Consider the following 25,470-nt stretch of genomic DNA (forward strand, 5'->3'; position numbering starts at 1 on the left):
CGCAACGCCGGCGTCACGGCGTGCGGAAGTGGCGTTCGAGACCCCGCCACACGTCGTCGTACCCCTGCTGCAGGTGCTCCGCCCCGGCCGCCTGCGGGGTGAGCGCCACCGGCCAGCGGGTCTCGAACATGAACGCCAGTCCGTCGTCGACCTTCTGCGGCCTCAGCTCCGCCGCGCTCGCCCGGTCGAAGGTGTCCCGGTCGGGCCCGTGCGCCGACATCATGTTGTGCAGCGAGCCGCCGCCCGGCACGAAACCCTCGGCCTTCGCGTCGTAGGCGCCCTCCACCAGGCCCATGTACTCGCTCATCACGTTCCGGTGGAAGTACGGCGGCCGGAAGGTGTCCTCGCCCACCAGCCAGCGCGGCGCGAAGACCACGAAGTCGACGCCCGCCAGGCCCGGGGTGTCCGACGGGGAGGTCAGCACGGTGAAGATCGACGGGTCCGGGTGGTCGTAGGAGATGCTGCCGATCACATTGAAACGGCGCAGGTCATAGACGTACGGCACATGGTTGCCGTGCCAGGCGACCACGTCCAGGGGGCTGTGGTCGTACGTGGCCGTCCAGAGGTTGCCGCAGAACTTGTTCACCACCTCCACCGGGCCCTCCACGTCCTCGTACGCCGCCACCGGTGCGCGGAAGTCACGGGGGTTCGCCAGGCCGTTGGCGCCGATCGGGCCGAGGTCGGGCAGTTGGAACGGTGCCCCGTAGTTCTCGCACACATAGCCGCGCGCGGACGCGTCCAGCAGCTCCACACGGAAGCGCACCCCACGCGGAACCAGTGCCACCTGTGCGGGCTCCACATGCAGCAGTCCGAACTCGGTGCGCAGCAGCAGCCCGCCCCGCTCCGGCACGATCAGCAGCTCCCCGTCGGCGTCGGAGAAGACCCGCTCCATCGAGGCGTTGGCGTGGTACAGGTGCACGGCCATCCCGGCGCGCAGGCCCGCGTCGCCGTTCCCGCCCAGCGTCCACAGGCCGGCCAGGAAGTCCGTGCCGGCGGGCGGCTCGGGCAGCGGGTTCCAGCGCAACCGGTTGGGGTCGGGCACCGTCTCGGTGAAGGGGGCGGTGCGCACCGCGCCGTTGCCGGTGCGGGTGAACGCCGGGTGCGCGGCCGAGGGGCGGATCCGGTACAGCCAGGAGCGGCGGTTGCGGGCCCGCGGCTCGGTGAAGGCCGTACCGCTCAACTGCTCGGCGTACAGGCCGAGCGGCGCCCGCTGCGGCGCGTTGCGGCCCTCGGGCAGCGCGCCCGGCACCGCCTCGGAGGCGTGTTCGTTGCCGAACCCGGCGAGGTACGACAGTCCCTCGGCGGTCTTCCGCGCGTCCCCGTGCATGATCGCTCCCTTGCGGTCCTCATTCCTCTGCATCACCGTAGGAATGAGCGGGGGCGCGCGCAAGGGGACGGGCGGCCGCCGTCCGGCAGGGGGCGGGAACCGGACTCCAGGGGGATCCGGGGCGGGGCGTTGTCCCCGCCCTCCCGGCCGCGGTGAGCGGGCCGGCGGTCCGCGCCCGTACCGGGGGGCGAGGTTCACCGGACCCCGGCGGAAAGGCATCATGAAACCCGTGCCCCACGCGAGCTCCCTGCGCCGCGCGCCCGTCCAGCGGCGCAGCGCCGAACGGCTGACCAGAATCCTCGACGCCTGCGCCGAACTCCTCGACGAGGCCGGCTACGACGGCCTGAGCACCCGGGCCGTCGCCCTGCGCGCCGGAGTGCCCATCGGCTCGGTCTACCGGTTCTTCGGCAACAAGCGGCAGATGGCCGACGCCCTCGCCCAGCGCAACCTGGACCGGTACGCCGGGCGGGTCGCCGAGCGCCTGGAGCGGGCCGGACGGGGGACTGGCGGGCCGCCATGGACGCCGTACTGGACGAGTACCTGGACATGAAGCGCACCGCGCCCGGTTTCTCCCTGGTGGACTTCGGCAACCAGATACCCGTCGGCGTCCACCGGGCCGAGCCCAACACCCGCGTCGCCGACCGCCTCACCGACCTGCTCTCCGGTTTCCTCGGCCGCACCCCCGACGACGAGCTGCGCCGTGTCTTCCTGATCGCCGTGGAAAGCGCGGACACCCTCGTCCAACTGGCGTTCCGGGCCGACCCGCAGGGCGACGAGGCGATCCTCGGGGAGGCCCGGGAACTGCTGCGGGCGTACCTGGGGCGCGTGCTCGACTGAGTCCCCCGGGCGTCGCCGGAACCGGCCGACGGCGAGGACTCCCCTCCATGCCAACCGGTCGGTATGCTCGCGTCCAGGGCCCGCCTGTGCCGGCCCGGCACCGTCGCCGACCCCCGGGAGGACCCGTGTCCCGCACCGCCCTGCGAATCTGCCCCCTGTGCGAGGCCACCTGCGGGCTGACCCTCACCATCGAGGGCACCCGTGTCACCGGCGCCCGCGGCGACCGCGAGGACGTCTTCAGCAAGGGCTTCGTCTGCCCCAAGGGCGCCTCCTTCGGCGCCGTCGACGGCGACCCCGACCGGTTGCGCACCCCGCTCGTCCGCAGGGACGGCGCGCTGCGCGAGGCCACCTGGGAGGAGGCCTTCGACGCGGTCGCCGCCGGCCTGCGCCCGGTCGTGGAGCGCCACGGTCCCGACAGCCTCGGCGTGGTCCTCGGCAACCCCAACGCGCACACCATGGCCGGCGCCCTCTACCCCGGCGTCCTGCTCGGCGCGCTGCGCACCCGCAGCCTGTTCACCGCCTCCACGGTCGACCAGATGCCCAAGCACGTCTCCAGCGGGCTGCTCTTCGGCGACGCCCACGCCATCGCGGTACCGGACCTGGACCACACCGGCCACCTGCTCCTCATCGGCGCCAACCCGCTGGAGTCCAACGGCAGTCTGTGCACCGCCGCCGACTTCCCCGGCAAGCTCAGGGCGCTCAGGGCCCGCGGCGGCCGGCTCACCGTCGTCGACCCGCGCCGCACCCGCACCGCCAGGCTCGCCGACCGCCACGTGGCGATCCGCCCCGGCACCGACGCCCTGCTGCTCGCCGCGATGGCCACGGTGCTCTTCGAGGAGGACCTGACCGACCCCGGGGACCTCGCCCCGCACGTGCAGGGCGTGGACGAGGTCCGCGAAGCCCTGCGGGACTTCACCCCCGAAGCCGTCGCCGGGGCCTGCGACGTCGACGCCGGCCTCATCCGCACCCTCGCCCGCGACCTGGCCGCCGCCCCCACCGCGGCCGTCTACGCCCGCATCGGCAGCTGCACCGTCCCGCACGGCACCCTGGCGAGCTGGCTGGTCGACGTCCTCAACGTCCTCACCGGCAACCTCGACCGGCCGGGAGGCGCCCTGTTCCCGCAGGCGGCCACCGACCGGACCCCGCGCCCGGCCGGCCCCGGCCGGGGCTTCGCGCTCGGCCGCTGGCACTCGCGGGTGCGCCGGCTGCCCGAGGCCAAGGGGGAGTTGCCGCTCTCCGCGCTCGCCGAGGAGATCGACACCGCCACCGAGGAGGGCGAACCCGTCCGCGCGCTGGTCGTGCTCGCCGCCAATCCGGTGCTGTCCGCCCCCGACGGCGACCGCCTCGGCAAGGCCCTGGACGCACTGGACTTCATGGTCAGCGTCGACCCGTACCTGAACGAGACCTCGTGCCACGCGGACGTCGTCCTGCCCCCGCCCCCGCCCTCCCAGAGCCCGCACCACGACTTCGTCTTCAACACCTTCGCCGTGCGCCACCAGGTCCGCTACAGCAGGCCCGCCGTCCCCCTGGAAGCGGGCTGCATGGCCGAGACGGAGATCTGGGCCCGGCTGATCCTGGCCGTCACCGGCAGGCACGGCGCCGACCCGGCCGCCGTGGACCGGGCGGTGATCGAGCAGACCCTCGGCAAGGCCGTGCGCGAACCCCACTCGCCGGTGCACGGCCGCGACCCGGGGGAACTCGCTGCCCGGTTGCACGGCGACACCGGACCCGAGCGGCGGCTGGACCTGATGCTGCGCCTCGGCCCCTACGGCGACGGCTTCGGCGCCCGGCCCGGCGGACTGACGCTGCGCGAACTGCTCGCCCACCCGCACGGCATCGACCTCGGGCCGCTGCGCCCCCGCCTGCCGCAACCGCTGAAGACCCGCAGCGGCAAGGTCGAACTGCTGCCGGAGCCCATCGCCGGCGACCTGCCCAGGCTCCGCGCGGCCCTGCGCGAGCGGCCCGCCGGACTCGTCCTCGTCGGCCGCCGCCACCTGCGCTCCAACAACAGCTGGATGCACAACGTGCCCGCCCTCACCGGCGGCAGCAACCGCTGCACCCTGCACCTGCACCCCGAGGACGCCGAACGGCTCGGCGTGCGCGACGGGGAGCCGGTGCGGGTGAAGGGCGCCGGGGGAGGGGTGACCGTGCCCGCCGAGGTCACCGACGAGGTCCGGCGGGGCGTGGTGAGCCTCCCGCACGGCTGGGGCCACCACCGCCCCGGCACCCGGCTCGGCCACGCCGCCACCGTCCCCGGCGTCAACGTCAACCAGCTCCTGGACGGCAGCCTGCTCGACCCGCTGTCGGGCAACGCCGTCCTCAACGGGGTGCCGGTCGAGGTGAGCGCCGTGCCGGGGACGCCTGCCCCGGTGGGCTGAGCAGGGGACCGGCCCGGAGCCTCCCGCCCGCGGGCCGGTGCCCCGCCGGCGGCGTCGCGCCGCGGCCACCGGGTGCCGGACGGGGCGGGGGCGGGTCCGGCGCGAGCGCCCGGGGTTGCGCCGCACGAGCGACATCCGGCGGCGCGTCCGGCGTTGGTGCCCCGGGCCGCGGTGCGCATGCGTGAGAGTCCAAACCGAAGAGCGATTTGTATGAAAATCGTCCAACTCGGAGGAGCTTGCATGCCCACCCTGACAGTTCCACGAACCCTCCCCCGCGCGGGCGCCACCGTCGTCCTGACCACCCTCGCCGCGGCCGGCGTGTCATGGGCGGCGGCGCCGTACGCGAGGGCCCAGGGGGAGAACGGCGACATCCGGGTGCACCGCGTGGGCGTGCCCTTCGGCGTCTCCAAGGACGATCCGGTGGTCTGCAGGTTCTACCTGGACGCCGTCAACTTCGACGTCCTGCCGGCCATCACCTACACCATCCAGGCGCAGCCCCCGCTGCCCACCGCCGCCACCGTCACCGGCACCATCCAGCTCGCCGGGGGCGCCGGGCACACGGACCCGCTGGGCCTGGCCGACGGCCAGTACCGGATCACCTGGGTCGTGGCCGGCGCTCCCCGCGAGAAGGTCTTCCGGGTCAACTGCCACGACGGCAAGCAGGACGGGGGGCACGACCGGAACAACCAGATCGAGGACCACCAGCGTGCCGACACCTCCTGGGGCCAGGGCGACGACCCGAACGGCCCGAGGGGCGGCGTCCACGCGGGCGGCGGCGGCCTCATCGACACCGTGGGCGCCTTCTCGCCGGTGGCCGCCGCCGCGGCGGTGGTCGCGGCCGGCGCCGCCGTGTACGTCCGGCTGGTCCGCCGGCGGCCCCATGGCGCCGCGTAGGCGCGGGCGCAGGCCCTGGTACCGGACGCGCGCCTACCGCCTCGCCAGGACGGCCCTGCTCGCGGTCGTCCTGGTGGCGGTGGGCGTCCGGTCCGGGGAGCACGACGGGGCCCGGGGACCCCTCCGGGCCGCGGGACGGGGCACCGCCCCGGACTCCGCCCGCGCCGACGGGCGCGGCGCCGGCCGGGACGGGACCGGCCCGGACCGCGCCGCGCCCCGCCCGGCACCCCCGCCCCGTCCGCTGGCCCGGTCCCGGCCGACGTCCCTGCGCATCCCGTCCCTGGGCATCGACGCGCCCGTCGTCGCCGTCCGGCTCGACGGCGACCGGCAGCTGGCGACCCCGCCGGTCGACAGGCCCAGGCTGGTCGGCTGGTACGAGGGCGGCCCCACCCCGGGGGAGCCCGGCACCGCGGTCGCCGTCGGCCACCGCGACACCAGGACGGGCCCCGCCGTCTTCGCCGCGCTCGCCCAGGTCGAGCCCGGCAGGCGTATCGAGGCCCGGCGCGCCGACGGCCGCACCGCCGTCTACACCGTGGACCGGGTGAAGGTCTTCGACAAGGCCGGCTTCCCGGACGAGGAGGTCTACGGCCCGGTCCGGCGCCCGGAGCTGCGCGTGCTCACCTGCGGGGGCCTGTTCAGCAGGCGCACCGGCTACACGGGCAACGTGGTCGTCTTCGCCCACCTGACCGCCACGAGGTGACCGCACGGTGCGGGCCGCGGCGCCCGCACCGGCGGCGCGCGGCTCCCCGGCGGCCCGGACCGGCTCCCCCGCTCCCCGTCCCGCCCGGGCGAAGCGCCCGATGCCGTGCCACGCCTCCTCCCGCTCCCCGCCCGCCCGGCCCGGAGGCCCCGGCCCGGCGGGCGCGTCCCGGCGCGTCCGGTGGCCGGGACGTCTGGCGCACAAAAACTAACACCGCTAGTTTGGAGGTGGACGACGCCGACCCGCCGGGAGGAAGCACCATGAAGGCACACGACGGCCTCTACATCGACGGCGTCTGGCGCCCCGCCGGGAGCCGTGACGTGATCGAGGTCGTGAACCCGGCCGACGAGCAGGTCATCGGCCGGGTCCCGGCGGGCGGCGCCGCGGACGTCGACGGCGCGGTGCGCGCGGCGCGCGCCGCCCTGCCCGGCTGGGCCGCCACGCCCCCCGCCGAGCGGGCCGCCCGCCTGGCCGCCCTGCGGGACGTCCTGGCGGCGCGCAAGGACGAGATCGCCGCGACGGTCACCGCCGAACTGGGCTCCCCGCTGCCGTTCTCGCAGGCGGTGCACGCGAGCGTGCCGATCGCGGTCGCGGGCTCCTACGCCGAGCTGGCCGCGGCCCACTCCTTCGAGGAGAGGGTCGGCAACTCCACCGTCCTGCACGAGCCCGTCGGCGTCGTCGCCGCGATCACCCCCTGGAACTACCCCCTGCACCAGATCGTCGCCAAGGCCGCCCCGGCGCTGGCCGCCGGCTGTACGATCGTCCTCAAGCCGGCCGAGGACACCCCGCTCACCGCGCAGCTCTTCGCCGAGGCCGTCCACGAGGCGGGCCTGCCGGCCGGCGTGTTCAACCTGGTCACCGGTCTCGGCCCGGTCGCCGGGCAGGCCCTCGCCGAACACCCGGACGTCGACATGGTCTCCTTCACCGGTTCCACGGCGGTCGGCCGGCGGATCGGCGCGGTGGCCGGCGCGGCCGTGAAGAAGGTCGCCCTCGAACTCGGCGGCAAGTCGGCCAACGTCATCCTGCCCAGCGCCGACCTCGCCAGGGCCGTCAACGTCGGCGTGGCCAACGTGATGGCCAACTCCGGCCAGACGTGCAGCGCCTGGACCCGCATGCTGGTCCACCGCGAGCAGTACGCCGAGGCCGTCGAACTGGCCGCCACCGCCGCCGCCAAGTACGGCGACCGCATCGGCCCGGTCGTCAACGCCAAGCAGCAGCAGCGGGTGCGCGGTTACATCGAGAAGGGCATCGCCGAGGGTGCCCGCCCGGTCGCCGGCGGTCCCGAAGCCCCGCGCGAGAAGGGCTACTTCGTCAGCCCGACCGTCCTCGCGGACGTGACCCCCGGCATGACCGTCGCCCAGGAGGAGATCTTCGGCCCGGTCCTGTCGGTCCTGCGCTACGAGGACGAGGACGACGCCCTGCGCATCGCCAACGGCACGGTGTACGGCCTCGCGGGGGCCGTCTGGGCCGGTGACGAGAGCGAGGCGGTGGCCTTCGCCCGCCGCATGGACACCGGCCAGGTCGACATCAACGGCGGCCGGTTCAACCCCCTCGCCCCCTTCGGGGGGTACAAGCAGTCCGGGGTCGGCCGGGAACTCGGCGCGCACGGACTCGCCGAGTACCTCCAGACCAAGTCCCTCCAGTTCTGAGGAAGTCAGCGAGCCATGGTCGTACGAGCCGCCGTCCTGCCCGCCATCGGCGCCCCCCTGGAGATCACCGCGATCGAACTGCCCGACCCCGGACCCGGACGGGTCCGGGTCCGCCTCGCCGCCGCCGGCGTCTGCCACTCCGACCTGTCCCTGACCAACGGCACCATGCGGGTGCCGGTCCCGGCGGTCCTCGGCCACGAGGGCGCGGGCACGGTCGTCGCCGTGGGGGAGGGGGTCACCGGTGTCTCACCCGGCGCCGCCGTGGTCCTCAACTGGGCACCGGCCTGCGGGGAGTGCCACGCCTGCGCACTCGGTGAGGTCTGGCTGTGCGCCAACGCCCTCAACGGCGCCGGCGCCCTCCACGCCCGCACCGCCGACGGCACCGAACTCCACCCCGGCCTGAACGTCGCCGCGTTCGCCGAGGAGACGGTCGTCCCCGAGTCCTGCCTGCTGCCCCTGCCCGACGGCGTCCCGCTCACCGACGCGGCCCTGCTCGGCTGCGCCGTCCTCACCGGCTACGGCGCCGTCCACCACTCGGCACGGGTCCGGCGCGGGGAGACGGTCGCCGTGTTCGGTGTCGGCGGCGTCGGCCTGGCCGCCCTGCAGTCGGCCCGGATCGCGGGCGCCTCCCGCATCGTCGCGGTCGACGTCTCCCCCGAGAAGGAGGAGCTGGCCCGCGCGGCCGGTGCCACCGACTACGTCCTCGCCTCCGCCACCACCCCCCGCGAGATCCGCGCCCTGACCGGCAAGCAGGGCGTCGACGTCTCCGTGGAGTGCGTGGGTCGCGCGGTCACCATCCGCGCCGCCTGGGAGTCCACCCGCCGGGGCGGCCGCACGACCGTCGTCGGCATCGGCGGCAAGGACCAGGAGGTCACCTTCAACGCCCTGGAGATCTTCCACTGGGGCCGCACCCTGTCCGGCTGCGTCTACGGCAACTGCGACCCGGCGCGCGACCTGCCGGTACTCGCCGAACACGTGCGGGAGGGCCGGCTGGACCTCTCCCGGCTGGTGACCGAGCGGATCACCCTGGAGGGCATCCCGGCCGCCTTCGACAACATGCTCGCGGGCCGGGGCGGCCGGGCGCTGGTGGTGTTCTGAGGGACACCCGGCCGGCGGCGCCGGGACCCGGGCGGGCGCGACGGCGGACCGTGCGTGCGGGGCGCACGGGAGACCGCCCGCCCCGCCCCTCGCGGCCCCGCGCCCCCGGTGTGCGGTGCCCGCCCCGCGGCCGCCGCGCTACGACCCCTGCCGCACCTGCTCGTACTGCCGCGCCAGCCCGTCCAGCAGCGCCGTGAGCCCCGTCTCGAAGGCCCGCTCGTCGATCTTCTCCTGCTGCTCGGCCAGCAGGTGCGCCTGCTGGAGGTGGGGGTAGTCGGCGGGGTCGTACGCGCTCGCGTCGTCCACGAAGCCCGCCGCGAAGGAGCCCAGCGCGGAGCCCATGATGAAGTAGCGCATCAGCGCCCCGATGGAGGTGGCCTGCGCGGGCGGCCAGCCCGCGTCGACCATCGCGCCGTAGACCGCGTCGGCCAGCCGCAGCGCGGCCGGGCGGCGACCGGGGCCGCGGGCCAGGACCGGGACGATGTTCGGGTGGTCGCGCAGGGCGGCCCGGTAGGAGGCGGCCCAGTCGTGCAGCGCGGTCCGCCAGTCCCGGGCGTCCTCGAACATCGACAGGTCCACCAGCGCGCTCACCGAGTCCGCGACCGCCTCCAGGATGTCGTCCTTGGTGCGGAAGTGGTTGTACAGCGAGGGCCCGCTCACTCCCAGTTCGGCGGCGAGCCGCCGGGTGGAGACGGCCGCCAGGCCCTCCGCGTCCACGAGTTCCCGGGCCGTCTCGACGATCCGGTCGGTGCTGAGCAGGGGCTTGCGCGGTCGGGCCATGGCGCACATAGTAGGGCTGCGACAAGAAACTAGCAGTGCTAATTTAAGGGTACGGCTTTCAAGATCTGTCTGGTGCGGGGTGATCGCGTGGTGAACCTGGAGCTGAGCGAGGAGCAGGCCGCCGTACGGCAGCTCGCCCGGGACTTCGTGGAGCGCGAGATCGCCCCGCACGTCGTCGCCTGGGACCGGGCCGAGGAGGTCGACCGGGGCATCGTGAGGAAGCTCGGCGACGTCGGCTTCCTCGGCCTGACCATCGACGAGGAGTACGGCGGCTCGGGCGGCGACCACCTCGCGTACTGCCTGGTCACCGAGGAGCTGGGTCGCGGCGACTCCTCGGTGCGCGGAATCGTCTCCGTCTCGCTCGGACTGGTCGCCAAGTCCGTCGCCGCCTGGGGCAGCGAGGAGCAGAAGCGCCGCTGGCTGCCCGGTCTGACCGCCGGGGAGTACGTCGGCTGCTTCGGCCTCACCGAACCCGGCACCGGCTCCGACGCCGGCAACCTCACCACCCGGGCCGTGCACGACGGGGACGACTACGTCCTCAACGGCACCAAGATGTTCATCACCAACGGCACCTGGGCCGACGTCGTCCTGCTCTTCGCCCGTTCCACCGACGCTCCCGGCCACAAGGGCGTCTCCGCCTTCCTGGTGCCCGCCGACACCCCCGGCCTGTCCCGCCGCACCGTCCACGGCAAGCTCGGCCTGCGCGGCCAGGCCACCGCGGAACTGGTCCTGGAGGACGTCCGGGTGCCCGCCTCGGCGATGGTGGGTGCGCAGGGCAAGGGCTTCTCCGTCGCCATGTCCGCGCTCGCCAAGGGGCGGATGTCGGTGGCCGCGGGCTGCGTCGGCATAGCCCAGGCCGCGCTGGACGCGGCCGTCCGGTACGCCGGCGAGCGCGAGCAGTTCGGCAAGCCGATCGCCCGCCACCAGCTGGTGCAGGAACTGATCAGCGACATCGCCGTCGACGTGGACGCGGCCCGGCTGCTGACCTGGCGGGTCGCCGACCTGATCGACCGGGGGCAGCCCTTCGCCGTGGAGTCCTCCAAGGCCAAGCTGTTCGCCTCCGAGGCCGCCGTGCGCGCCGCCAACAACGCCCTGCAGGTCTTCGGCGGCTACGGCTACATCGACGAGTACCCGGCCGGCAAGCTGCTGCGCGACGCCCGCGTGATGACCCTCTACGAGGGCACCAGCCAGATCCAGAAGCTCCTCATCGGGCGGGCGCTGACCGGGGTCTCGGCCTTCTGAGCGCGCCCCGCCGCGCCCGCCGGCCCCGCCCGTCCTGAGTACCCGTCCTGAGTACCCCGGCGGATGCGGTGCGGGCCGCCCGGGGCCGATGCTCGTCCCATGAGCGACACACCGGTCAAGCAGCAGAGCACGGCCGCCTTCTACGGGCAGGCCGTCGCGTCCTTCGCCGTCGCCATGGCGGCCGCCACCCTCGGCATCGTCCGCCTGCACGCCGACGCCTGGGTGCGCGGCTTCCTCGGCATCGCCGTGCTCTACCTCGTCACGTCCGCGTTCACCCTCGCCAAGGTGATCCGCGACCGCCAGGAGGCCGGGCAGATCGTCAGCCGCGTCGACCAGGCGCGGCTGGAGAAGCTGCTCGCCGAGCACGACCCCTTCGAGAAGCTCTGAGCGCTCCGGCGGCCCGGACCGCGCCGGACGGCCGCCCTAAGCGAGCGCTCAGCTTCGGCGGTATGGTGGTGCTCCTGTCACCGGAAGGGGCGAGCGAGCGATGAGTACGGCGCAGGAGACGACCGGCGGCGAGGTCGAGCCGTGGGAAGAGGTCACCCCCGACGCGGCCCGGCGGCTCCTCGTCGCCGCCGTGGAGGCCTTCGCCGAGCGCGGGTACCACGCGACGACGACCCGCGACATCGCGGGCCGGGCCGGCATGAGCCCGGCCGCGCTCTACATCCACTACAGGACCAAGGAGGAGCTGCTCCACCGGATCAGCCGGATCGGCCACGACAAGGCCCTGGACATCCTGCGCACGGCGGCCCGGCGCGAGGGCAGCCCCGCCGAGCGGCTGGCCGACGCGGTCGGCTCCTTCGTCCGCTGGCACGCCGGCCGGCGCACCACGGCGCGGGTCGTGCAGTACGAGCTCGACGCGCTCGGCCCCGGGGCCCGCGCCGAGATCGTGGCGCTGCGCCGCCAGGTCGACGCCGAGGTGCGCGGGATCATAGAGGACGGCGTGGCCTGCGGCGAGTTCCAGGTGGCGGACGTCCAGGGCACCACCCTGGCCGTATTGTCGCTGTGCATCGACGTGGCCCGCTGGTTCAACGTGGAGGGGCCGCGCACCCCCGAGGAGGTCGGCGCGCTCTACGCCGACCTCGTGCTGCGGATGGTGGGCGCCGAGCGGGCGCCCGGCGCTCAGAGGTAGTACCGGGACACCGACTCGGCGACGCAGACCGGCTTGTCGCCGCCCTCGCGCTCCACGGTGAAGGCAACCGCCACCTGGACGCCTCCGGGCACGTCCTCGACCCCGGTGATGGCGGCGGTGGCGCGCAGTCGGGAGCCGACCGGGACGGGGGAGGGGAAGCGGACCTTGTTCGTCCCGTAGTTCACGCCCATCTTCACGCCCTCGACGCTGATCAACTGCGGCCCGAACAGCGGGAGCAGGGACAGGGTGAGGTAGCCGTGCGCGATGGTGGTCCGGAAGGGCCCGGCGGCGGCCTTCTCCGGGTCGACGTGGATCCACTGGTGGTCCCCGGTGGCGTCGGCGAACAGGTCGATCCGCTTCTGGTCGATCTCGACCCAGTCGGTGTACCCGAGCTGCTCGCCCACGGCGGCCCTCAGCTCGTCGGGGGAGGTGAAGGTCCTCGGTTCTGCCATGTTCCCGGCCTCTCGCTCGCATGTCTAAGCAACTGCTTAGCATGGTCGGGTGCGGAGTCCCTGTCAACGGACCGCGGCGGACGGCGGGTCGGTAGGCTCTGCGGGGTGCCGCAGATTCCCGAGAAGATCCACGAGCTGACCGTCGGCCAGGTGTCCGCGCGTAGCGGCGCCGCCGTGTCCACCCTGCACTTCTACGAGTCCAAGGGGCTGATCAGCAGCCGCCGCACCCCCGGGAACCAGCGCCGCTACACCCGTGACACGCTGCGCCGGGTGGCCTTCGTGCGCGCGGCCCAGCGGGTCGGCATCCCGCTGGCCACGATCCGCGAGGCGCTCGCGCAGCTCCCCGAAGAGCGCACCCCGACCCGCGAGGACTGGGCCCGGCTGTCACAGGCCTGGCGCTCGGAACTGGACGAGCGCATCAAGCGGCTGAACCGCCTGCGCGATCACCTGACCGACTGCATCGGGTGCGGGTGCCTGTCGCTGGACACCTGTGTGCTGTCCAACCCCGGCGACGCGTTCGGCGAGCGGCTGACCGGGTCACGGCTGCTGGCGGAGGGGCGGTAGCGGGCGGTGCGCGGCACTGCCGGACCGGTGCGTGCTCCCGGGCCGGTTGCCGCGCACGGCGGGCCGTCGGCCGGGGCCGGCACCCGTCGCGGCCGGTCGCGCCCGTGTGGGGCGGCCCCGCCTCACCGGCCCGGACCGCCGGGTCCGACCGACCGGCCGGGCCCCGGACCGGTGCGGCCCCGCGTGCCGTGCGGCGGCACCGGGCGGCCGCGCCCCCAGTGGTCCCGGCCGGCCGGGACCACGCCGGCGCCCCGGCGGTGACGGGGGCCGGGCCGGCCGTCCCGGCGGGCGCCCGCCGCGCCCCCGGGCCCCGCGGGCCGGTCGCTCACGCCGACATCAGCAGCCGTTCCCGCTCGGCGTACGCCAGTGCCTGCGGGGTGAGCACGGGCCGGGGCACGAGGATCCCGCAGTCCGCGCAGACCGGACCGGAGGAGGGTTCGTGGTCCAGGCCGTACCTCCAGACGAGGTGCTCGCCGCCGCACACCGGGCAAGCCGCGCCCGGCTCGCGGTTCAGTGCGGCGATCAGCCGGCGCAGCACCTCGGCCAGCGGCGCGCCGGGGTGGACCCGCGGGTCGTCGCACCACGCGACCCCGAATCCGCCCCAGGTCATCCGGTGCCAGTCGTCCACGCTGCCCGGCCGGCGCAGCCCGTCGTGCTTCTCCTTCTTGCGGCGCTCGGCGAACTCGGCCTCGTAGCCGAGCCAGACCGCCCGCGCCTCCTCCAGCTCCTCCAGCGCGGCCACGAGCCGCGCCGGATCTGGGGCCCGGTCCTCCGGGCCGAAACCGGCCCGGGAGCACAAATGGTCCCACGTCGCCCGGTGCCCGTAAGGAGCGAACCGCTCCAGGCACTTGCGCAGTGAATAGCGCCGCAGCGCCAGGTCGCACCGCGGGTCGCGCACCTGTCTCGCCAGGCTTCGGAATCCGGCCATCGCCCTGCACCTCCGTCACACCTGCGTTCGCACTTCGGTCACTTCGGCGTCGCCGTACGGGTTCCGCGCGACGTCGACCAGTAGACGTACCGATACGCGATTCGGCTCCATCCGATCGGTGACGCCTCCGGGCCGGGCGTCCCGGTTCCTCCACCCGGCACCATCCCCAGTCACCCCCGAAGTTGACGCATGTTCATCTTTGTCCCCGGGGATACCGGCGGTAACGTCCGGCTCACCCCCGTCGGGAGGAGCTGCCATGCCACGGCACACCCCACACAACGTGTCGCTCCACGAACGGAGAACTCCCCGCAGACTCAACGGGTTCCTGAAGTCGGCGTCGATATGCGTGCTCGTCGCCGGACTTCTCTCCCCGGTCACCCGGGCGGCGGCAGCGCAGGACGCCCCGGCCTCGAACGACCACTGCGGCGGCCGGTGCTCGGACATCCTGCCGCCCGGCGAGAACGGCAACGCCACCCTCGCCCAGATCCTGCTCAACAAGGCCTTCGGCACGCAGCCCCCGCACGCCGGGGACCAACTCGGCCCCTACGCCGGCCTGGCCACCGGTTACCCGGGCCTCACCGATGAGAAGATCAACACCTTTTTCAACGACGCCTCCTTCGGCGTCCCCCCCGACCAGGTCGCCTCCACGGAGAAACCGGCCGGCCGCACCGACGTGACGATCGTGCGCGACAAGAAGGCCGGCGTGCCGCACATCACCGGCACCACGCGCTACGGCACCGAGTTCGGCGCCGGATACGCGGCCGCCGAGGACCGGCTGTGGCTCATGGACGTCTTCCGGCACGTGGGCCGCGGACAGCTCACCTCCTTCGCGGGCGGCGCCGCCGCCAACCAGGGCCTGGAACAGGAGTTCTACCGCAACGCCCCGTACACCGAGGCCGACCGGCAGGCGCAGATCGACGACGCCGTGGCGAAGAACGGCGCCCGCGGCCAGCAGGCCCTCGCCGACGTCAACGCCTACACCGACGGCATCAACGCCTACATCGACGCCTCCGACGGCGGGCGTTACTTCCCCGGCGAGTACGTCCTGACCGGTCACAAGGACTCCCTCACCAACGCCGGCACCATCGACCACTTCAAGGTCACCGACCTGGTGGCCCTGGCCTCGGTCGTCGGCTCGCTGTTCGGCTCCGGCGGGGGCGGCGAGGTGGACAACGCCCTCTCCCTGATCGCGGCCCAGGCCAAGTACGGCGTGGAGGAGGGCGCCAGGGTCTGGGAGTCCTTCCGCGAACGCAACGACCCCGAGGCCGTCCTCACCGTCCACGACGGCCGGAGCTTCCCGTACGGCACCAGGCCCGCCGACGCCCGGGGCGAGGCCCTGCCCGACGCCGGCTCGGTGACCACGGAGCCACTGGTGTACGACCGCACGGGCAGCGCGACCGGCGCGGGCGCCCGGAGCGCCACCGCCACGGCCGCCAGGACCACCCTCGGCTCCGCCCGGCGCGGCATGTCCAACGCCCTCGTGGTGAGCGGTGAGCACACCGCCGGCGGCCACCCGGTCGCCGTCTTCGGGCCGCAGACCGGCTACTTCGCCCCCCAGCTGCTGATGCTCCAGGAGATCCAGGGTCCGGGCCTCAGCGCGCGCGGCGCCTCCTTCGCGGGCCTGAGCATGTACGTCGAACTCGGCCGCGGCCAGGACTACTCCTGGAGCGCGACCACCTCCGGCCAGGACATCATCGACACCTACGCCGTCGAGCTGTGCCAGGACGACCACCACTACCTGTACCGCGGCACCTGCACCGCCATGGACCAGGTCGAGCAGAAGAACGCCTGGTCGCCGACCGTGGCCGACGGCACGGCCGCCGGCTCCTACACCATGCGGGTGTGGCGCACGAAGTACGGGCCGGTCGAGTACCGCGCGACCGTCGGCGGCAAGAAGGTCGCCTACACCACCCTGCGCTCCTCGTACCTGCACGAGACCGACTCGATCGTCGGCTTCCAGATGCTGAACGACCCGGACTACGTCAAGGGTCCGCAGGACTTCCAGACCGCGGCCCAGCACATCAACTACACCTTCAACTGGTTCTACGCCGACTCCCGGCACACCGCGTACTACAACAGCGGTGACAACCCGGTCCGTGCGTCCGGCGTCGACGCCGAGTTCCCGGTGTGGGCGCGGCCCGCGTACGAGTGGCGCGGCTGGGACCCGGCCCGCAACACCGCCGACCACACGCCGCCCTCCGCCCACCCCGCCTCGGTCGACCAGGACTACTACGTCTCCTGGAACAACAAGCAGGCCGAGGACTACGCGGCCGCGCCCTGGGGCGAGGGCTCCGTGCACCGCGGCAACCTGCTCGACGACCGGGTGAAGAGGCTGGTGGCGGCCGGCGGGGTGACCCGCTCGGCACTGGTGAAGGCCATGGCGGACGCGGCCCTGGCCGACCTGCGCGCCGAGGACGTGCTGCCGGAGCTGCTGAAGGTGGTCGACTCCTCGCCGGTGACCGACCCCGCGGCCGCCGCGGCGGTGGACGAGCTCCGGACGTGGCTGACGGCGGGCGCCAGGCGCACGGAGACCTCGGCCGGTTCGAAGACGTACGCCCACGCGGGCGCCATCCGCATCCTGGACGCCTGGTGGCCGCTGCTGGTGAAGGCGGAGTTCGAGCCCGGCCTGGGCAGCGACCTGTACGGCGCCTTCACCGCCAACCTGCCCGTCGACGAGGCCCCGTCCGCCGGACACGGCCCGACCGGCTCGCACGCCGGCAGCTCCTTCCAGTACGGCTGGTGGAGCTACGTCGACAAGGACATCCGGGCGGTGCTCGGTGAGTCCGTGAAGGGCGGCCTGGCGCGGACGTACTGCGGCGGCGGCAGCCTCGGCGCGTGCCGGGACGTCCTGATCGGCACCCTGAAGCAGGCGGCCGGGACGACCGCCGCCCAGGTCTACCCGGGCGACGACCAGTGCTCGGCCGGCGACCAGTGGTGCGCCGACTCGATCGTGCAGCGCACCCTGGGCGGCATCGGGCACGGCCGCATCGGCTGGCAGAACCGGCCGACCTTCCAGCAGGTCGTGGAGTACACCTCGCACCGGTAGCGCCCCCGGCGGCGCGTGCGGCGGACCGGGCGTCCCGGCCCGCCGCACGCACCCCGAAAGGGGGCGCGGCTCACGCGTAGAGCAGGTACGCCTCCCGCGTCCGCCGGAACGCCGCCAGTTCCTCCTGCCAGGCGCCCACCACCTCCTCGGTACCGGCTCCCGCGTCGATCATCGTGCGCACCCGGGCGGAGCCGGTGAGCCTGTCGATCCAGTTGTCCGGGCGCCAGGCGAAGCCGTCCCACGCCTTCCGGGCGGTCACCAGCAGTGCGATCCCGGTGCGGACGGGGTCGTAGGCCGCCCGGTCCCGCACGTGGACCTGCAGCCCGCCGACGGTGCGGCCTTCGAACTTGGAGAAGGCCGGCGTGAAGTACGCCTCCCTGAACCGCACCCCGGGCAGGCCGAGTTCGCCGGCCGCGGCGGCCCAGCGTCCGTCGAGGCCCTCCGCGCCGAGGAGTTCGAAGGGCCTGGTCGTACCGCGCCCCTCGGACAGGTTGGTGCCCTCGAACATGCAGGTGCCGGAGTACACCAGGGCCGTGTCCGGCGTCGGCATGTTCGGGCTCGGCGGCACCCAGGGCAGGCCCGAGGCGTCGTGGAAGTCGTGGCGCCGCCAGCCGGTCATCAGCACGGTCTCCAGCGGCACCGGGTTGCCCAGGAACTCGCCGTTGAACAGCCGGGCCAGTTCGGCGACCGTCATGCCGTGCGCCTGCGCGATCGGTTGCCGGCCGACGAAGGTGGCGAACTCCCGGTGCAGGACGGGTCCCCGGGCCGAGCGCCCGGTGACCGGGTTCGGGCGGTCCAGGACGACGAACCGCTTGCCGGCGAGCCCGGCCGCCTCCATGCAGTCGTAGAGCGTCCAGACGTAGGTGTAGAAGCGGGCGCCCACGTCCTGGATGTCGAAGACGACCGTGTCCACGCCGGAGGCGGTGAACACGTCGGCCAGCGGCCGGCCGCTCTTCAGGTACGTGTCGTAGACCGGCAGCCCCGTCGCCGGGTCGTCGTAGCGGCCCTCGGAGCCGCCCGCCTGCGCGGTGCCCCGGAAGCCGTGCTCGGGGCCGAAGACCGCCGTCAGGCGCACACGGGGGTCGGCGTGCATGACGTCGACGATGTGGCGCACGTCGCGGGTGATGCCGGTGGGATTGGTGACCAGACCCACCCTCCGGCCGGCCAGGAGGGCGTAGCCGTCGGCGGCCAGGCGCTCGAAACCGGTTCTCAGGCGGCGGCCGGAGCGGGCGGCGGCGGGGGCCGCCGGCACCACCGCCGTCGAGGCCGATGCGAGAAGGTGCCGTCGGGACAGGCGCATGGGGTGACCTCCGTAGGTGGGGAAGGTGCAGGCCGAGTGTGGCCGCTCGCGCGGCTCCCCGCGCCCCCCGGACCGGAGCGGTCACCCTTCCTTTACACATACCGACTGGTTAGTCTGGTGGGGCCAGAGTCGACGCGCGCCGCGCGAAGTCGTGTCAAGGAGACCGATGGTGGAAGCCGTGCAGGATGCGGGAGTGGTCGTCACCGGGGCGGGCGGGGGGATCGGGGCCGCGCTGGCCCGCAGGTTCGCCGCCGAGGGCGCCCGGGTGGTGGTCAACGACCTGGACGCCGGGAAGGCCGAGGCGGTCGCCGAGGAGATCGGCGCGACCGCCGTGCCCGGTGACGCCTCCGCGATCGTCGACGACGCGCGGGACGCCCTCGGCGGCACCGTGGACGTCTACTGCGCCAACGCCGGCGTCGGCTTCCAGGACGGGGACGCGGCCGGACCGCTCGACGAGAAGAGCTGGGCGCTGTCCTGGGACGTCAACGTGATGGCCCACGTCCGGGCCGCCCACCAGCTGCTGCCCGGCTGGCTGGAGCGGGGCCGCGGCCGGTTCGTCTCCACCGTCTCGGCCGCCGGCCTGCTCACCATGATCGGCGCCCCCTCCTACAGCGTCACCAAGCACGGGGCACTGGCCTTCGCCGAATGGCTCTCGCTCACCTACCGCCACCGGGGCCTGAAGGTCCACGCGATCTGCCCGCAGGGCGTGCGCACCGACATGCTGGCCGCCACCGGCAGCGCGGGCGACCTGGTGCTCCAGCCGACCGCGATCGCGCCGGAGGCCGTCGCCGACGCCCTGCTCCGGGGCATCGAGGAGGACCGCTTCCTGATCCTGCCGCACCCCGAGGTCGCCGAGTTCTACCGGGCGCGGGCCACCGACCCCGACCACTGGCTGGGCGGCATGAACCACCTCCAGCGCCAGTGGGAGGCGACCCGGTGACCGTCTCCCGGTACGCCGCCCGCCCCTGGCTGGCCCTCCTCGACGAGGCCCAGCGCGCCCCGGTCGAGCCCGCCGACTCCCTCGTGCACGCCCTGCGCCACGCCGTCGCCGAGGCCCCCGGGCGCACCTTCCTCACCTACTTCGACGCCCGTCTGAGCTACCGCGAGGTGGACCGGATGAGCGACTCCGTCGCCGCCCACCTCGCCGGGCGCGGCCTGGAGCGCGGGGACCGGGTCGCCGTCCTGCTGCAGAACTCCCCGCACTTCGTGCTGGCGGTCCTCGGCGCCTGGAAGGCGGGCGCGACCGTCGTGCCCGTCAACCCCATGTACAAGTCGGCGGAGGTCTCCCACGTCCTGCGCGACGCCGGGGTGGCGGCGCTGGTCTGCTCCGACCGGGCCTGGGAGTCCTACCTGCGCGCCACGGCCGCCGACTCGCCGGTGCGGACCGTGCTCACCGCGTGCGAGCTGGACTTCCAGACGCGCGACGACACGCGCGTGCTGGGCTTCGAACGGCTGCCCCCGGCCGCGGACGCCGACGACCTCGTGGCCGTCGCCCGGCGGGGCGGCACGGCCCCCGCGGGCCGCGACCCGCACCCCGGCGACACCGCCCTGATCAGCTACACCTCCGGCACCAGCGGCACCCCCAAGGGCGCCACCAACACGCACGGCAACATCATGCACAACGCCGAGCGGCAGCGCACCGGGCTCGGCCTGCCCGAGGCGCCCGTCTACCACGCGCTGGCGCCCCTGTTCCACATCACCGGAATGGTCTGCCAGCTCGGCGCCTGCCTCGACAGCGCGGGCACGCTCGTGCTCACCTACCGCTTCGAGGCCGGGGTCGTCCTGGGGGCGTTCGCCGAGCACCGCCCGCACTACACGGTCGGCCCGTCCACCGCGTTCATGGCGCTGGCCGCCCACCCCGACGCCACCCGCGACCACTTCTCCTCCTTCGTGCACATCTCCTCCGGCGGCGCCCCCCTGCCGCCCGCCCTGGTGGAGATGTTCCGCGAGCGCTTCGGGCCGTACATCCGCAACGGCTACGGCCTCACCGAGTGCACCGCCCCCTGTGCCTCCGTCCCGCCCACCCTGGAAGCGCCCGTCGATCCGGCCTCGGGAACCCTGGCCGTCGGCGTGCCCGGCGCGGACACCGTCGTGCGCGTCCTGGACGAGCGGGGCGCGGAGGTCCCCTTCGGCGAGCAGGGCGAGATCGCCGTCCGCGGACCGCAGGTCGTCCCCGGCTACTGGCGGCGGCCCGACGCCACCGCCGAGACCTTCCCGGACGGCGAACTGCGCACCGGCGACATCGGGTTCATGGACGCGCAGGGCTGGCTGTACGTCGTCGACCGCAAGAAGGACATGATCAACGCGTCCGGCTTCAAGGTGTGGCCGCGCGAGGTCGAGGACGTCCTCTACACCCACCCGGCGGTGCGCGAGGCGGCCGTCGTCGGGGTCCCGGACGGCTACCGCGGGGAGACCGTGAAGGCCTACATCAGCCTCCGGCCGGACGCGGAGGCGGACCCGGAGGAACTCGCGGTGTACTGCAGGGAGAGACTGGCCGCCTACAAGTACCCGCGCCAGGTGGAGATCCTGCCCGAGCTGCCCAAGACGGCCAGTGGGAAGATCCTGCGGCGGGAACTGCGTTCCCGTACGCACGGGGACCGGTAGACGCGCACGACAGCCAGTGGAACGACGGAAAGGCAGGTGGCGGCAGTGCCCAGGACGACGGACGGAGACGGGACGCCCGTTCCGCAGAGGCTGCTGAACGCCGCCACCCGCCTCTTCGCCGAGCAGGGTTACGACCGCACCTCGGTGCAGGAGATCGTGGAGGCGGCCGGCGTCACCAAGGGGGCGCTGTACCACTACTTCGGCTCCAAGGACGACCTCCTGCACGAGGTGTACGCACGCGTGCTGCGCGTCCAACAGGAGCGGCTGGACGCCTTCGCGGACGCGGACGAGCCGGTCGAGCGGCGTCTGCGGGGCGCGGCGGCGGACGTGGTCGTCACCACGATCGAGAACCTCGACGACGCGTCGATCTTCTTCCGCTCCATGCACCACCTGAGCCCGGAGAAGAACAAGCAGGTCCGCGCCGAGCGCCGGCGCTACCACGAACGCTTCCGCGCGCTCGTCGAGGAGGGCCAGCGCGAGGGCGTCTTCTCCACCGCGACCCCCGCCGACCTGGTCGTGGACTACCACTTCGGCTCCGTCCACCACCTGTCCACCTGGTACCGCCCCGACGGCCCCCTGGCCCCGCAGGAGGTCGCCGACCACCTCGCCGACCTGTTGCTGCGGGCCCTGCGGCCGTGAGCGCACGGGTGGGGGGCGGCCACCGGGCACCGCCCGCGACCGTCCCCCGCCCGTGTGCGCTCACAGGTACTTCTTCAGCTCCCTGCGGGCCAGCGAGCGCTGGTGCACCTCGTCCGGCCCGTCGGCGAGCATCAGCGTGCGCGCTCCGGCGTACAGCTCGGCCAGCGGGAGGTCCTGGCTCACCCCGGCCGCGCCGTGCAGCTGGATCGCGCGGTCGATGATGTCCACGACCGCCCTCGGCGTGGCGATCTTGATGGCCTGGATCTCCGTGTGGGCGCCCCGGTTGCCGACGGTGTCCATCAGCCAGGCCGTCTTGAGCACCAGCAGCCGCAGCTGCTCGACCGTCACCCGGGCGTCCGCGATCCAGTTGTGGACCACGCCCTGCTGGGCCAGCGTCTTGCCGAAGGCCGTGCGGGACACCGCGCGCCGGCACATCAGCTCGATCGCCCGCTCGGCCATGCCGATCAGCCGCATGCAGTGGTGGATCCGGCCGGGACCCAGGCGGGCCTGGGCGATGGCGAAGCCGCCGCCCTCCTCGCCGATCAGGTTCGCCACCGGCACGCGGGCGTGGTCGAAGACCACCTCGGCGTGCCCGCCGTGGTGGTGGTCCTCGTAACCGAACACCCCCATGGCCCGCTTCACGGTGACACCCGGGGTGTCGCGCGGGACCAGCACCATGGACTGCTGGCGGCGCACGTCCTGCCCGTCCGGGTCCGTCTTGCCCATCACGATGAAGACCGCGCAGTCCGGGTTCATCGCCCCGGAGATGTACCACTTGCGGCCGGTGACGACGTACTCGTCGCCGTCCCGCTCGATGTGCGTGGTGATGTTCGTGGCGTCGGACGAGGCCACCTCGGGCTCCGTCATCGCGAACGCCGAGCGGATCCTGCCCGCCAGCAGCGGCTCCAGCCACTGCTTCCGCTGCTGTTCGTCGCCGAACTGCGCCAGCACCTCCATGTTGCCGGTGTCGGGCGCCGCGCAGTTCAGCGCGGTGGGCGCGAGCTGCGGGGAGCGGCCGCTGATCTCGGCGAGCGGCGCGTACTGGAGGTTGGTCAGCCCGGCGCCGTACTCGGCGTCCGGCAGGAACAGGTTCCACAGGCCCTGCCGGCGCGCCTCGGCCTTCAGCTCCTCGACCACGGCCGGGGTGTCCCACGGCGAGGCCAGCGCGGCCCGCTGCTCCTCGGCCACCGCCTCCGCCGGGTAGACGTACTCGTCCATGAAGGCGAGGAGCCTGGCGCGCAGTTCCTCCGTGCGCGCGTCGAACGCGAAGTCCATGTCGGGTCAGCCTTCCTGCAGAGTGGTCAGTCCGTGGTGGATGAAGACGGGCACCAGCTCGCCGATCCGGTCGAAGCCGTGTCCCACCGTCCGGCCCAGCGTGTACCGGTAGTGGATGCCCTCCAGGATCACGGCGAGCTTGAACCAGGCGAACGCCGTGTACCAGGAGACGGCGGAGACGTCGCGCCCCGAGCGCGCGGCGTACCGCTCGACCAGCTCGGCCGGGGAGGGGTGCCCCGGGGCCTCGGCCGTGGTGGAGACGGGCGACTCGGGCATGCCCAGCGGCCGGCTGTACATCACCAGCAGGCCCAGGTCGGTGAGCGGGTCGCCGAGCGTCGACATCTCCCAGTCGAGGATCGCCCGGATCCGGTCGTCCTCGCCGATGAGGACGTTGTCGAGCCGGTAGTCGCCGTGCACGACGGCCGGCGCGGGGGAACGGGGCAGGGCGCGCCCGAGGGCCGCGTGCAGTTCGTCGATGCCGGCCAGCTCGCGGTTGCGGGAGGCGTCCAGCTGCTTGCCCCAGCGGCGCAGCTGCCGGTCCAGGAAGCCCTCCGGCCGGCCGAAGTCCGCCAGGCCCACCCCGGCGGGATCCACCGCGTGCAGCTCGACCAGTGTGTCCACCAGGGACAGCACCGCGTCGCGGGTGCGCTCCGCGCCGAGCGGGACGAGCTGCTGGGCGGTGCGGTACGGGGTGCCCTCCACGAACTCCATGACGTAGAACGGCGCGCCGAGCACCTCCTCGTCCTCGCACAGCAGCACCGGGCGGGGGACGGGCACGGACGTCGGGTGCAGCGCGCTGATCACCCGGTGCTCGCGCTTCATGTCGTGCGCGGTGGCCAGCACGTGGCCGAGCGGCGGGCGCCGCACGACCCACTTCGAGGTGCCGTCGGTGACCGCGTAGGTGAGGTTGGACCGTCCGCCCTCGATCAGCCGGCCGGTCAGGGGGCCGCCGACCAGACCGGGGCGCTCACGGTCCAGCAGGGCGCACAGCCGGTCGAGATCGAGCCCGGGCGGGTGGTCGGCGCTCATACATCACTCCTACGAACGGGTGAACAACGACGTGGTTCATGATGCCGACCGGTCGGTATGCAGTCCAGTGCGCGTACCGAACACGGACGCAAACGTGACCGGAGCCACGAGGGGACGACGGCCCCCGGTCCGCGGCGGCTGCCCGCCCCTGCGGCCGCCTGCGTCCGCGTGCCGCCCGCCCGGGTGCCGGCCGCGCGCGGTCACGGTGGTGGGGCGCGGTCACGGGGGTGGGCTCCGGGAGCGCGGGGGCCTCGGAAACGGCCGACGCGCGACCGGCACGCGCCCGGGCACCACGGCCCGGCCCGCCGGTGCCGCTAGACCACCAGGACGACCGCGCACCCGGCCAGCGCCACCGCGCACAGCACCGCCGCCGTGGCGTGCCGGGCCCCCAGTGCGGGCGGCCGGGCCCCGGCGGCCAGGGCGCGGATCCGGTGCTGGGCCACCCGCAGGAAACCCAGCCACTGCGCGCAGCACAGCGCGCACGTGACGACGCCCGTGGGGGACGCCCCGCCGTGCAGGGCGGTGCGCGCGGCGAGGACGGCGGCCACGGTGGCCGACAGCGTCGTGCGCCGCCACGCCAGCCGGGTGCGCTCCGGCTGGAGCCCCGGGTCCCGGCCCGCCGGGCTCACCCCGCCCATCCGGCCAGCACCACCACGACCATCGCCGCGGCCACCACCGCGACCACCACGCCCAGCAGGGCCGGGAACCGGGAGGCGGGCAGGTCCTCGCCGCGCCGCATGGCCCGCTCGCAGCGCACCCAGTGGTTCACCGCGCGCAGCGCGCACAGCGCACCGGCGCCGAGCAGCGCGAGCGCCAGGCCCACCCGCCAGGCCCAGCGGAGGCCCGGCAGGAACTGGTCGACCGCGAAGCCGCCCCCGATCAGCGCCAGCGCGGTGCGCAACCAGGCCAGGAACGTGCGCTCGTTGGCCAGCGAGAACCGGTAGTCCGGGGTGCCCCCCTCGTCCCGCACCCGCTCCGGTGCGAACCACAGCCGCACGTTCCGCACAAGTCCGCTCACGCGCAGGACCCTACCGGGGCTCAGCGGGCCGACCGGAACGCCCGCAGCCGCTCGTACGCGGCCAGCCCGTCGGGCACCCACTCCCACGTGCCGAGCAGCCGCCGCACCTCCTCGTCGGGCAGGAAGCCGTACCACGCGACCTCCTCGGCCTGCGGCCGCACCGGCAGCGCGCAGCGCAGCTCGTACACCGCGGACCACCAGCTCTTCCCGGCGCCGTCGTCGTACAGGAACTTGAAGAGGAAGGACGGCTGCGGCAGTCCGCTCACGCCCAGTTCCTCCTCCGCCTCCCGCAGGGCGGCCGCGTCGTAGGACTCGCCGGCGCCCACGACCCCGCCGACGAACATGTCGTGGCGGGAGGGGAACACCAGCTTGGTGGCGGTGCGCCGGTGGACGAAGAGCCGGCCGTCCGGGTCCCGGGCCTCGATGAACACGCAGCGGTGGCGCAGCCCCCGGGCGTACGCCTCGCCGCGCGGGCACCGGGCGACCACCCGGTCGTTCTCGTCGACGACGTCGAGGATCTCGTCAGCAGGGTTCATGCCCGTATCCAAGCAAAGCCGGCCGGCCGGCCCGGCACGGGC

Annotated in this window: 23 protein-coding genes and 1 pseudogene; 14 read left to right on the top strand and 10 right to left on the bottom strand. The window is 74.1% G+C overall.

What is annotated here, in order from left to right; genetic code table 11:
• Positions 1–13: 13 nt before the first annotated feature.
• Positions 14–1,327, bottom strand: a complete 1,314-nt coding sequence (hmgA, locus tag QQY24_RS24625) for a homogentisate 1,2-dioxygenase (RefSeq protein ID WP_301976348.1) — start codon at positions 1,325–1,327, stop codon at positions 14–16.
• 220 nt (positions 1,328–1,547) lie between these two features.
• Between hmgA and QQY24_RS24630 the strand changes: the two are divergent.
• From QQY24_RS24630 to QQY24_RS24655, 6 genes and pseudogenes are all read left to right on the top strand, one after another.
• Positions 1,548–2,164: pseudogene (locus tag QQY24_RS24630) on the top strand (TetR family transcriptional regulator).
• Between the two features lie 125 nt (positions 2,165–2,289).
• Entirely contained in the window at positions 2,290–4,542 is a 2,253-nt protein-coding gene (locus QQY24_RS24635) for a molybdopterin oxidoreductase family protein (protein ID WP_301974902.1), read from the top strand.
• Between the two features lie 240 nt (positions 4,543–4,782).
• Positions 4,783–5,436, top strand: coding sequence for a hypothetical protein (locus QQY24_RS24640; RefSeq protein ID WP_301974903.1), 654 nt, complete (start codon positions 4,783–4,785; stop codon positions 5,434–5,436).
• The gene (locus QQY24_RS24645) at positions 5,423–6,136 is read left to right on the top strand and encodes a class F sortase (RefSeq protein WP_301974904.1); all 714 of its coding nucleotides are present in this window, start codon (positions 5,423–5,425) and stop codon (positions 6,134–6,136) included. Before QQY24_RS24640 ends, QQY24_RS24645 begins: the two co-directional genes overlap by 14 nt.
• A 260-nt stretch (positions 6,137–6,396) precedes the next feature.
• Positions 6,397–7,785, top strand: coding sequence for an aldehyde dehydrogenase family protein (locus QQY24_RS24650; protein ID WP_301974905.1), 1,389 nt, complete (start codon positions 6,397–6,399; stop codon positions 7,783–7,785).
• A gap of 15 nt (positions 7,786–7,800) precedes the next feature.
• A complete protein-coding gene (locus tag QQY24_RS24655; protein WP_301974906.1) occupies positions 7,801–8,883 on the top strand; it encodes a Zn-dependent alcohol dehydrogenase in 1,083 nt (360 codons plus the stop codon).
• Between the two features lie 138 nt (positions 8,884–9,021).
• Here QQY24_RS24655 and QQY24_RS24660 read toward each other — a convergent pair whose 3' ends face one another.
• Positions 9,022–9,663, bottom strand: coding sequence for a TetR/AcrR family transcriptional regulator (locus QQY24_RS24660; protein ID WP_301974907.1), 642 nt, complete (start codon positions 9,661–9,663; stop codon positions 9,022–9,024).
• A 90-nt stretch (positions 9,664–9,753) separates the two neighbouring features.
• On the opposite strand from QQY24_RS24660, the gene QQY24_RS24665 reads away from it, so the two are divergent.
• The 3 genes from QQY24_RS24665 (at position 9,754) to QQY24_RS24675 (ending at position 12,037) form a co-directional block, all read left to right on the top strand.
• Positions 9,754–10,905: an acyl-CoA dehydrogenase family protein gene (locus tag QQY24_RS24665; RefSeq protein WP_301976349.1), complete on the top strand. Its 1,152-nt coding sequence runs from the start codon at positions 9,754–9,756 to the stop codon at positions 10,903–10,905.
• Positions 10,906–11,004: 99 nt separating this feature from the next.
• Positions 11,005–11,292, top strand: coding sequence for a YiaA/YiaB family inner membrane protein (locus tag QQY24_RS24670; protein ID WP_301974908.1), 288 nt, complete (start codon positions 11,005–11,007; stop codon positions 11,290–11,292).
• Positions 11,293–11,392: 100 nt separating this feature from the next.
• The gene (locus QQY24_RS24675; RefSeq protein ID WP_301974909.1) at positions 11,393–12,037 is read left to right on the top strand and encodes a TetR/AcrR family transcriptional regulator; all 645 of its coding nucleotides are present in this window, start codon (positions 11,393–11,395) and stop codon (positions 12,035–12,037) included.
• Here the strand turns inward: QQY24_RS24675 and QQY24_RS24680 are convergent.
• Positions 12,028–12,489: a MaoC family dehydratase gene (locus QQY24_RS24680; protein WP_301974910.1), complete on the bottom strand. Its 462-nt coding sequence runs from the start codon at positions 12,487–12,489 to the stop codon at positions 12,028–12,030. The two genes, QQY24_RS24675 and QQY24_RS24680, sit on opposite strands and share 10 nt — an antisense overlap.
• Positions 12,490–12,594: 105 nt before the next feature.
• On the opposite strand from QQY24_RS24680, the gene soxR reads away from it, so the two are divergent.
• On the top strand, positions 12,595–13,053 hold the full coding sequence (soxR, locus tag QQY24_RS24685; RefSeq protein WP_301974911.1) for a redox-sensitive transcriptional activator SoxR: 459 nt from the start codon (positions 12,595–12,597) through the stop codon (positions 13,051–13,053).
• 325 nt (positions 13,054–13,378) lie between these two features.
• On the opposite strand, the gene QQY24_RS24690 is transcribed toward soxR, so the two are convergent.
• A complete protein-coding gene (locus QQY24_RS24690) occupies positions 13,379–13,981 on the bottom strand; it encodes a hypothetical protein (RefSeq protein WP_301974912.1) in 603 nt (200 codons plus the stop codon).
• Between the two features lie 256 nt (positions 13,982–14,237).
• Here QQY24_RS24690 and QQY24_RS24695 point away from each other — a divergent pair, with 256 nt between their 5' ends.
• On the top strand, positions 14,238–17,027 hold the full coding sequence (locus tag QQY24_RS24695; protein ID WP_301974913.1) for a penicillin acylase family protein: 2,790 nt from the start codon (positions 14,238–14,240) through the stop codon (positions 17,025–17,027).
• Positions 17,028–17,097: 70 nt separating this feature from the next.
• On the opposite strand, the gene QQY24_RS24700 is transcribed toward QQY24_RS24695, so the two are convergent.
• The gene (locus tag QQY24_RS24700; protein ID WP_301974914.1) at positions 17,098–18,327 is read right to left on the bottom strand and encodes a DUF1343 domain-containing protein; all 1,230 of its coding nucleotides are present in this window, start codon (positions 18,325–18,327) and stop codon (positions 17,098–17,100) included.
• A gap of 166 nt (positions 18,328–18,493) precedes the next feature.
• Here QQY24_RS24700 and QQY24_RS24705 point away from each other — a divergent pair, with 166 nt between their 5' ends.
• Genes QQY24_RS24705 through QQY24_RS24715 form a run of 3 tightly spaced genes read left to right on the top strand, consistent with a single transcriptional unit; the run spans position 18,494 to position 21,570 of the window.
• A complete protein-coding gene (locus QQY24_RS24705) occupies positions 18,494–19,267 on the top strand; it encodes an SDR family oxidoreductase (RefSeq protein ID WP_301974915.1) in 774 nt (257 codons plus the stop codon).
• Positions 19,264–20,931, top strand: coding sequence for a class I adenylate-forming enzyme family protein (locus QQY24_RS24710; protein ID WP_301974916.1), 1,668 nt, complete (start codon positions 19,264–19,266; stop codon positions 20,929–20,931). The genes QQY24_RS24705 and QQY24_RS24710 overlap by 4 nt, the downstream gene beginning before the upstream one ends.
• 45 nt (positions 20,932–20,976) lie before the next feature.
• Positions 20,977–21,570 carry a TetR/AcrR family transcriptional regulator gene (locus tag QQY24_RS24715; protein WP_301974917.1) on the top strand — a complete coding sequence of 198 codons (594 nt, stop codon included), beginning with the start codon at positions 20,977–20,979 and terminating at the stop codon, positions 21,568–21,570.
• A 60-nt stretch (positions 21,571–21,630) separates the two neighbouring features.
• Here QQY24_RS24715 and QQY24_RS24720 read toward each other — a convergent pair whose 3' ends face one another.
• From QQY24_RS24720 to QQY24_RS24740, 5 genes are all read right to left on the bottom strand, one after another.
• Positions 21,631–22,845 carry an acyl-CoA dehydrogenase family protein gene (locus tag QQY24_RS24720; RefSeq protein ID WP_301974918.1) on the bottom strand — a complete coding sequence of 405 codons (1,215 nt, stop codon included), beginning with the start codon at positions 22,843–22,845 and terminating at the stop codon, positions 21,631–21,633.
• A gap of 6 nt (positions 22,846–22,851) precedes the next feature.
• Entirely contained in the window at positions 22,852–23,874 is a 1,023-nt protein-coding gene (locus QQY24_RS24725; RefSeq protein WP_301974919.1) for a phosphotransferase family protein, read from the bottom strand.
• Between the two features lie 314 nt (positions 23,875–24,188).
• Positions 24,189–24,512, bottom strand: a complete 324-nt coding sequence (locus QQY24_RS24730) for a DUF202 domain-containing protein (protein WP_301974920.1) — start codon at positions 24,510–24,512, stop codon at positions 24,189–24,191.
• Positions 24,500–24,892 carry a YidH family protein gene (locus QQY24_RS24735; protein WP_301974921.1) on the bottom strand — a complete coding sequence of 131 codons (393 nt, stop codon included), beginning with the start codon at positions 24,890–24,892 and terminating at the stop codon, positions 24,500–24,502. The genes QQY24_RS24730 and QQY24_RS24735 overlap by 13 nt, the downstream gene beginning before the upstream one ends.
• A 20-nt stretch (positions 24,893–24,912) precedes the next feature.
• On the bottom strand, positions 24,913–25,428 hold the full coding sequence (locus QQY24_RS24740; RefSeq protein WP_301974922.1) for an NUDIX domain-containing protein: 516 nt from the start codon (positions 25,426–25,428) through the stop codon (positions 24,913–24,915).
• Positions 25,429–25,470: the final 42 nt, after the last annotated feature.

The sequence above is a fragment of the Streptomyces sp. TG1A-8 genome, assembly GCF_030499535.1.
GTDB lineage: Bacteria > Actinomycetota > Actinomycetes > Streptomycetales > Streptomycetaceae > Streptomyces.

Coding starts and splice junctions, on each gene's coding strand:
- QQY24_RS24645 (WP_301974904.1), top strand. CDS start 5,423: ATGGCGCCGCGTAGGCGCGGGCGCAGGCCCTGGTACCGGACGCGCGCC.
- QQY24_RS24675 (WP_301974909.1), top strand. CDS start 11,393: ATGAGTACGGCGCAGGAGACGACCGGCGGCGAGGTCGAGCCGTGGGAA.
- QQY24_RS24660 (WP_301974907.1), bottom strand. CDS start 9,663: ATGGCCCGACCGCGCAAGCCCCTGCTCAGCACCGACCGGATCGTCGAG.
- QQY24_RS24650 (WP_301974905.1), top strand. CDS start 6,397: ATGAAGGCACACGACGGCCTCTACATCGACGGCGTCTGGCGCCCCGCC.
- QQY24_RS24680 (WP_301974910.1), bottom strand. CDS start 12,489: ATGGCAGAACCGAGGACCTTCACCTCCCCCGACGAGCTGAGGGCCGCC.
- QQY24_RS24690 (WP_301974912.1), bottom strand. CDS start 13,981: ATGGCCGGATTCCGAAGCCTGGCGAGACAGGTGCGCGACCCGCGGTGC.
- QQY24_RS24740 (WP_301974922.1), bottom strand. CDS start 25,428: ATGAACCCTGCTGACGAGATCCTCGACGTCGTCGACGAGAACGACCGG.
- QQY24_RS24640 (WP_301974903.1), top strand. CDS start 4,783: ATGCCCACCCTGACAGTTCCACGAACCCTCCCCCGCGCGGGCGCCACC.
- QQY24_RS24725 (WP_301974919.1), bottom strand. CDS start 23,874: ATGAGCGCCGACCACCCGCCCGGGCTCGATCTCGACCGGCTGTGCGCC.
- QQY24_RS24695 (WP_301974913.1), top strand. CDS start 14,238: ATGCCACGGCACACCCCACACAACGTGTCGCTCCACGAACGGAGAACT.
- QQY24_RS24700 (WP_301974914.1), bottom strand. CDS start 18,327: ATGCGCCTGTCCCGACGGCACCTTCTCGCATCGGCCTCGACGGCGGTG.
- QQY24_RS24720 (WP_301974918.1), bottom strand. CDS start 22,845: ATGGACTTCGCGTTCGACGCGCGCACGGAGGAACTGCGCGCCAGGCTC.
- QQY24_RS24655 (WP_301974906.1), top strand. CDS start 7,801: ATGGTCGTACGAGCCGCCGTCCTGCCCGCCATCGGCGCCCCCCTGGAG.
- QQY24_RS24730 (WP_301974920.1), bottom strand. CDS start 24,512: ATGGGCGGGGTGAGCCCGGCGGGCCGGGACCCGGGGCTCCAGCCGGAG.
- QQY24_RS24705 (WP_301974915.1), top strand. CDS start 18,494: ATGGTGGAAGCCGTGCAGGATGCGGGAGTGGTCGTCACCGGGGCGGGC.
- hmgA (WP_301976348.1), bottom strand. CDS start 1,327: ATGCACGGGGACGCGCGGAAGACCGCCGAGGGACTGTCGTACCTCGCC.
- QQY24_RS24670 (WP_301974908.1), top strand. CDS start 11,005: ATGAGCGACACACCGGTCAAGCAGCAGAGCACGGCCGCCTTCTACGGG.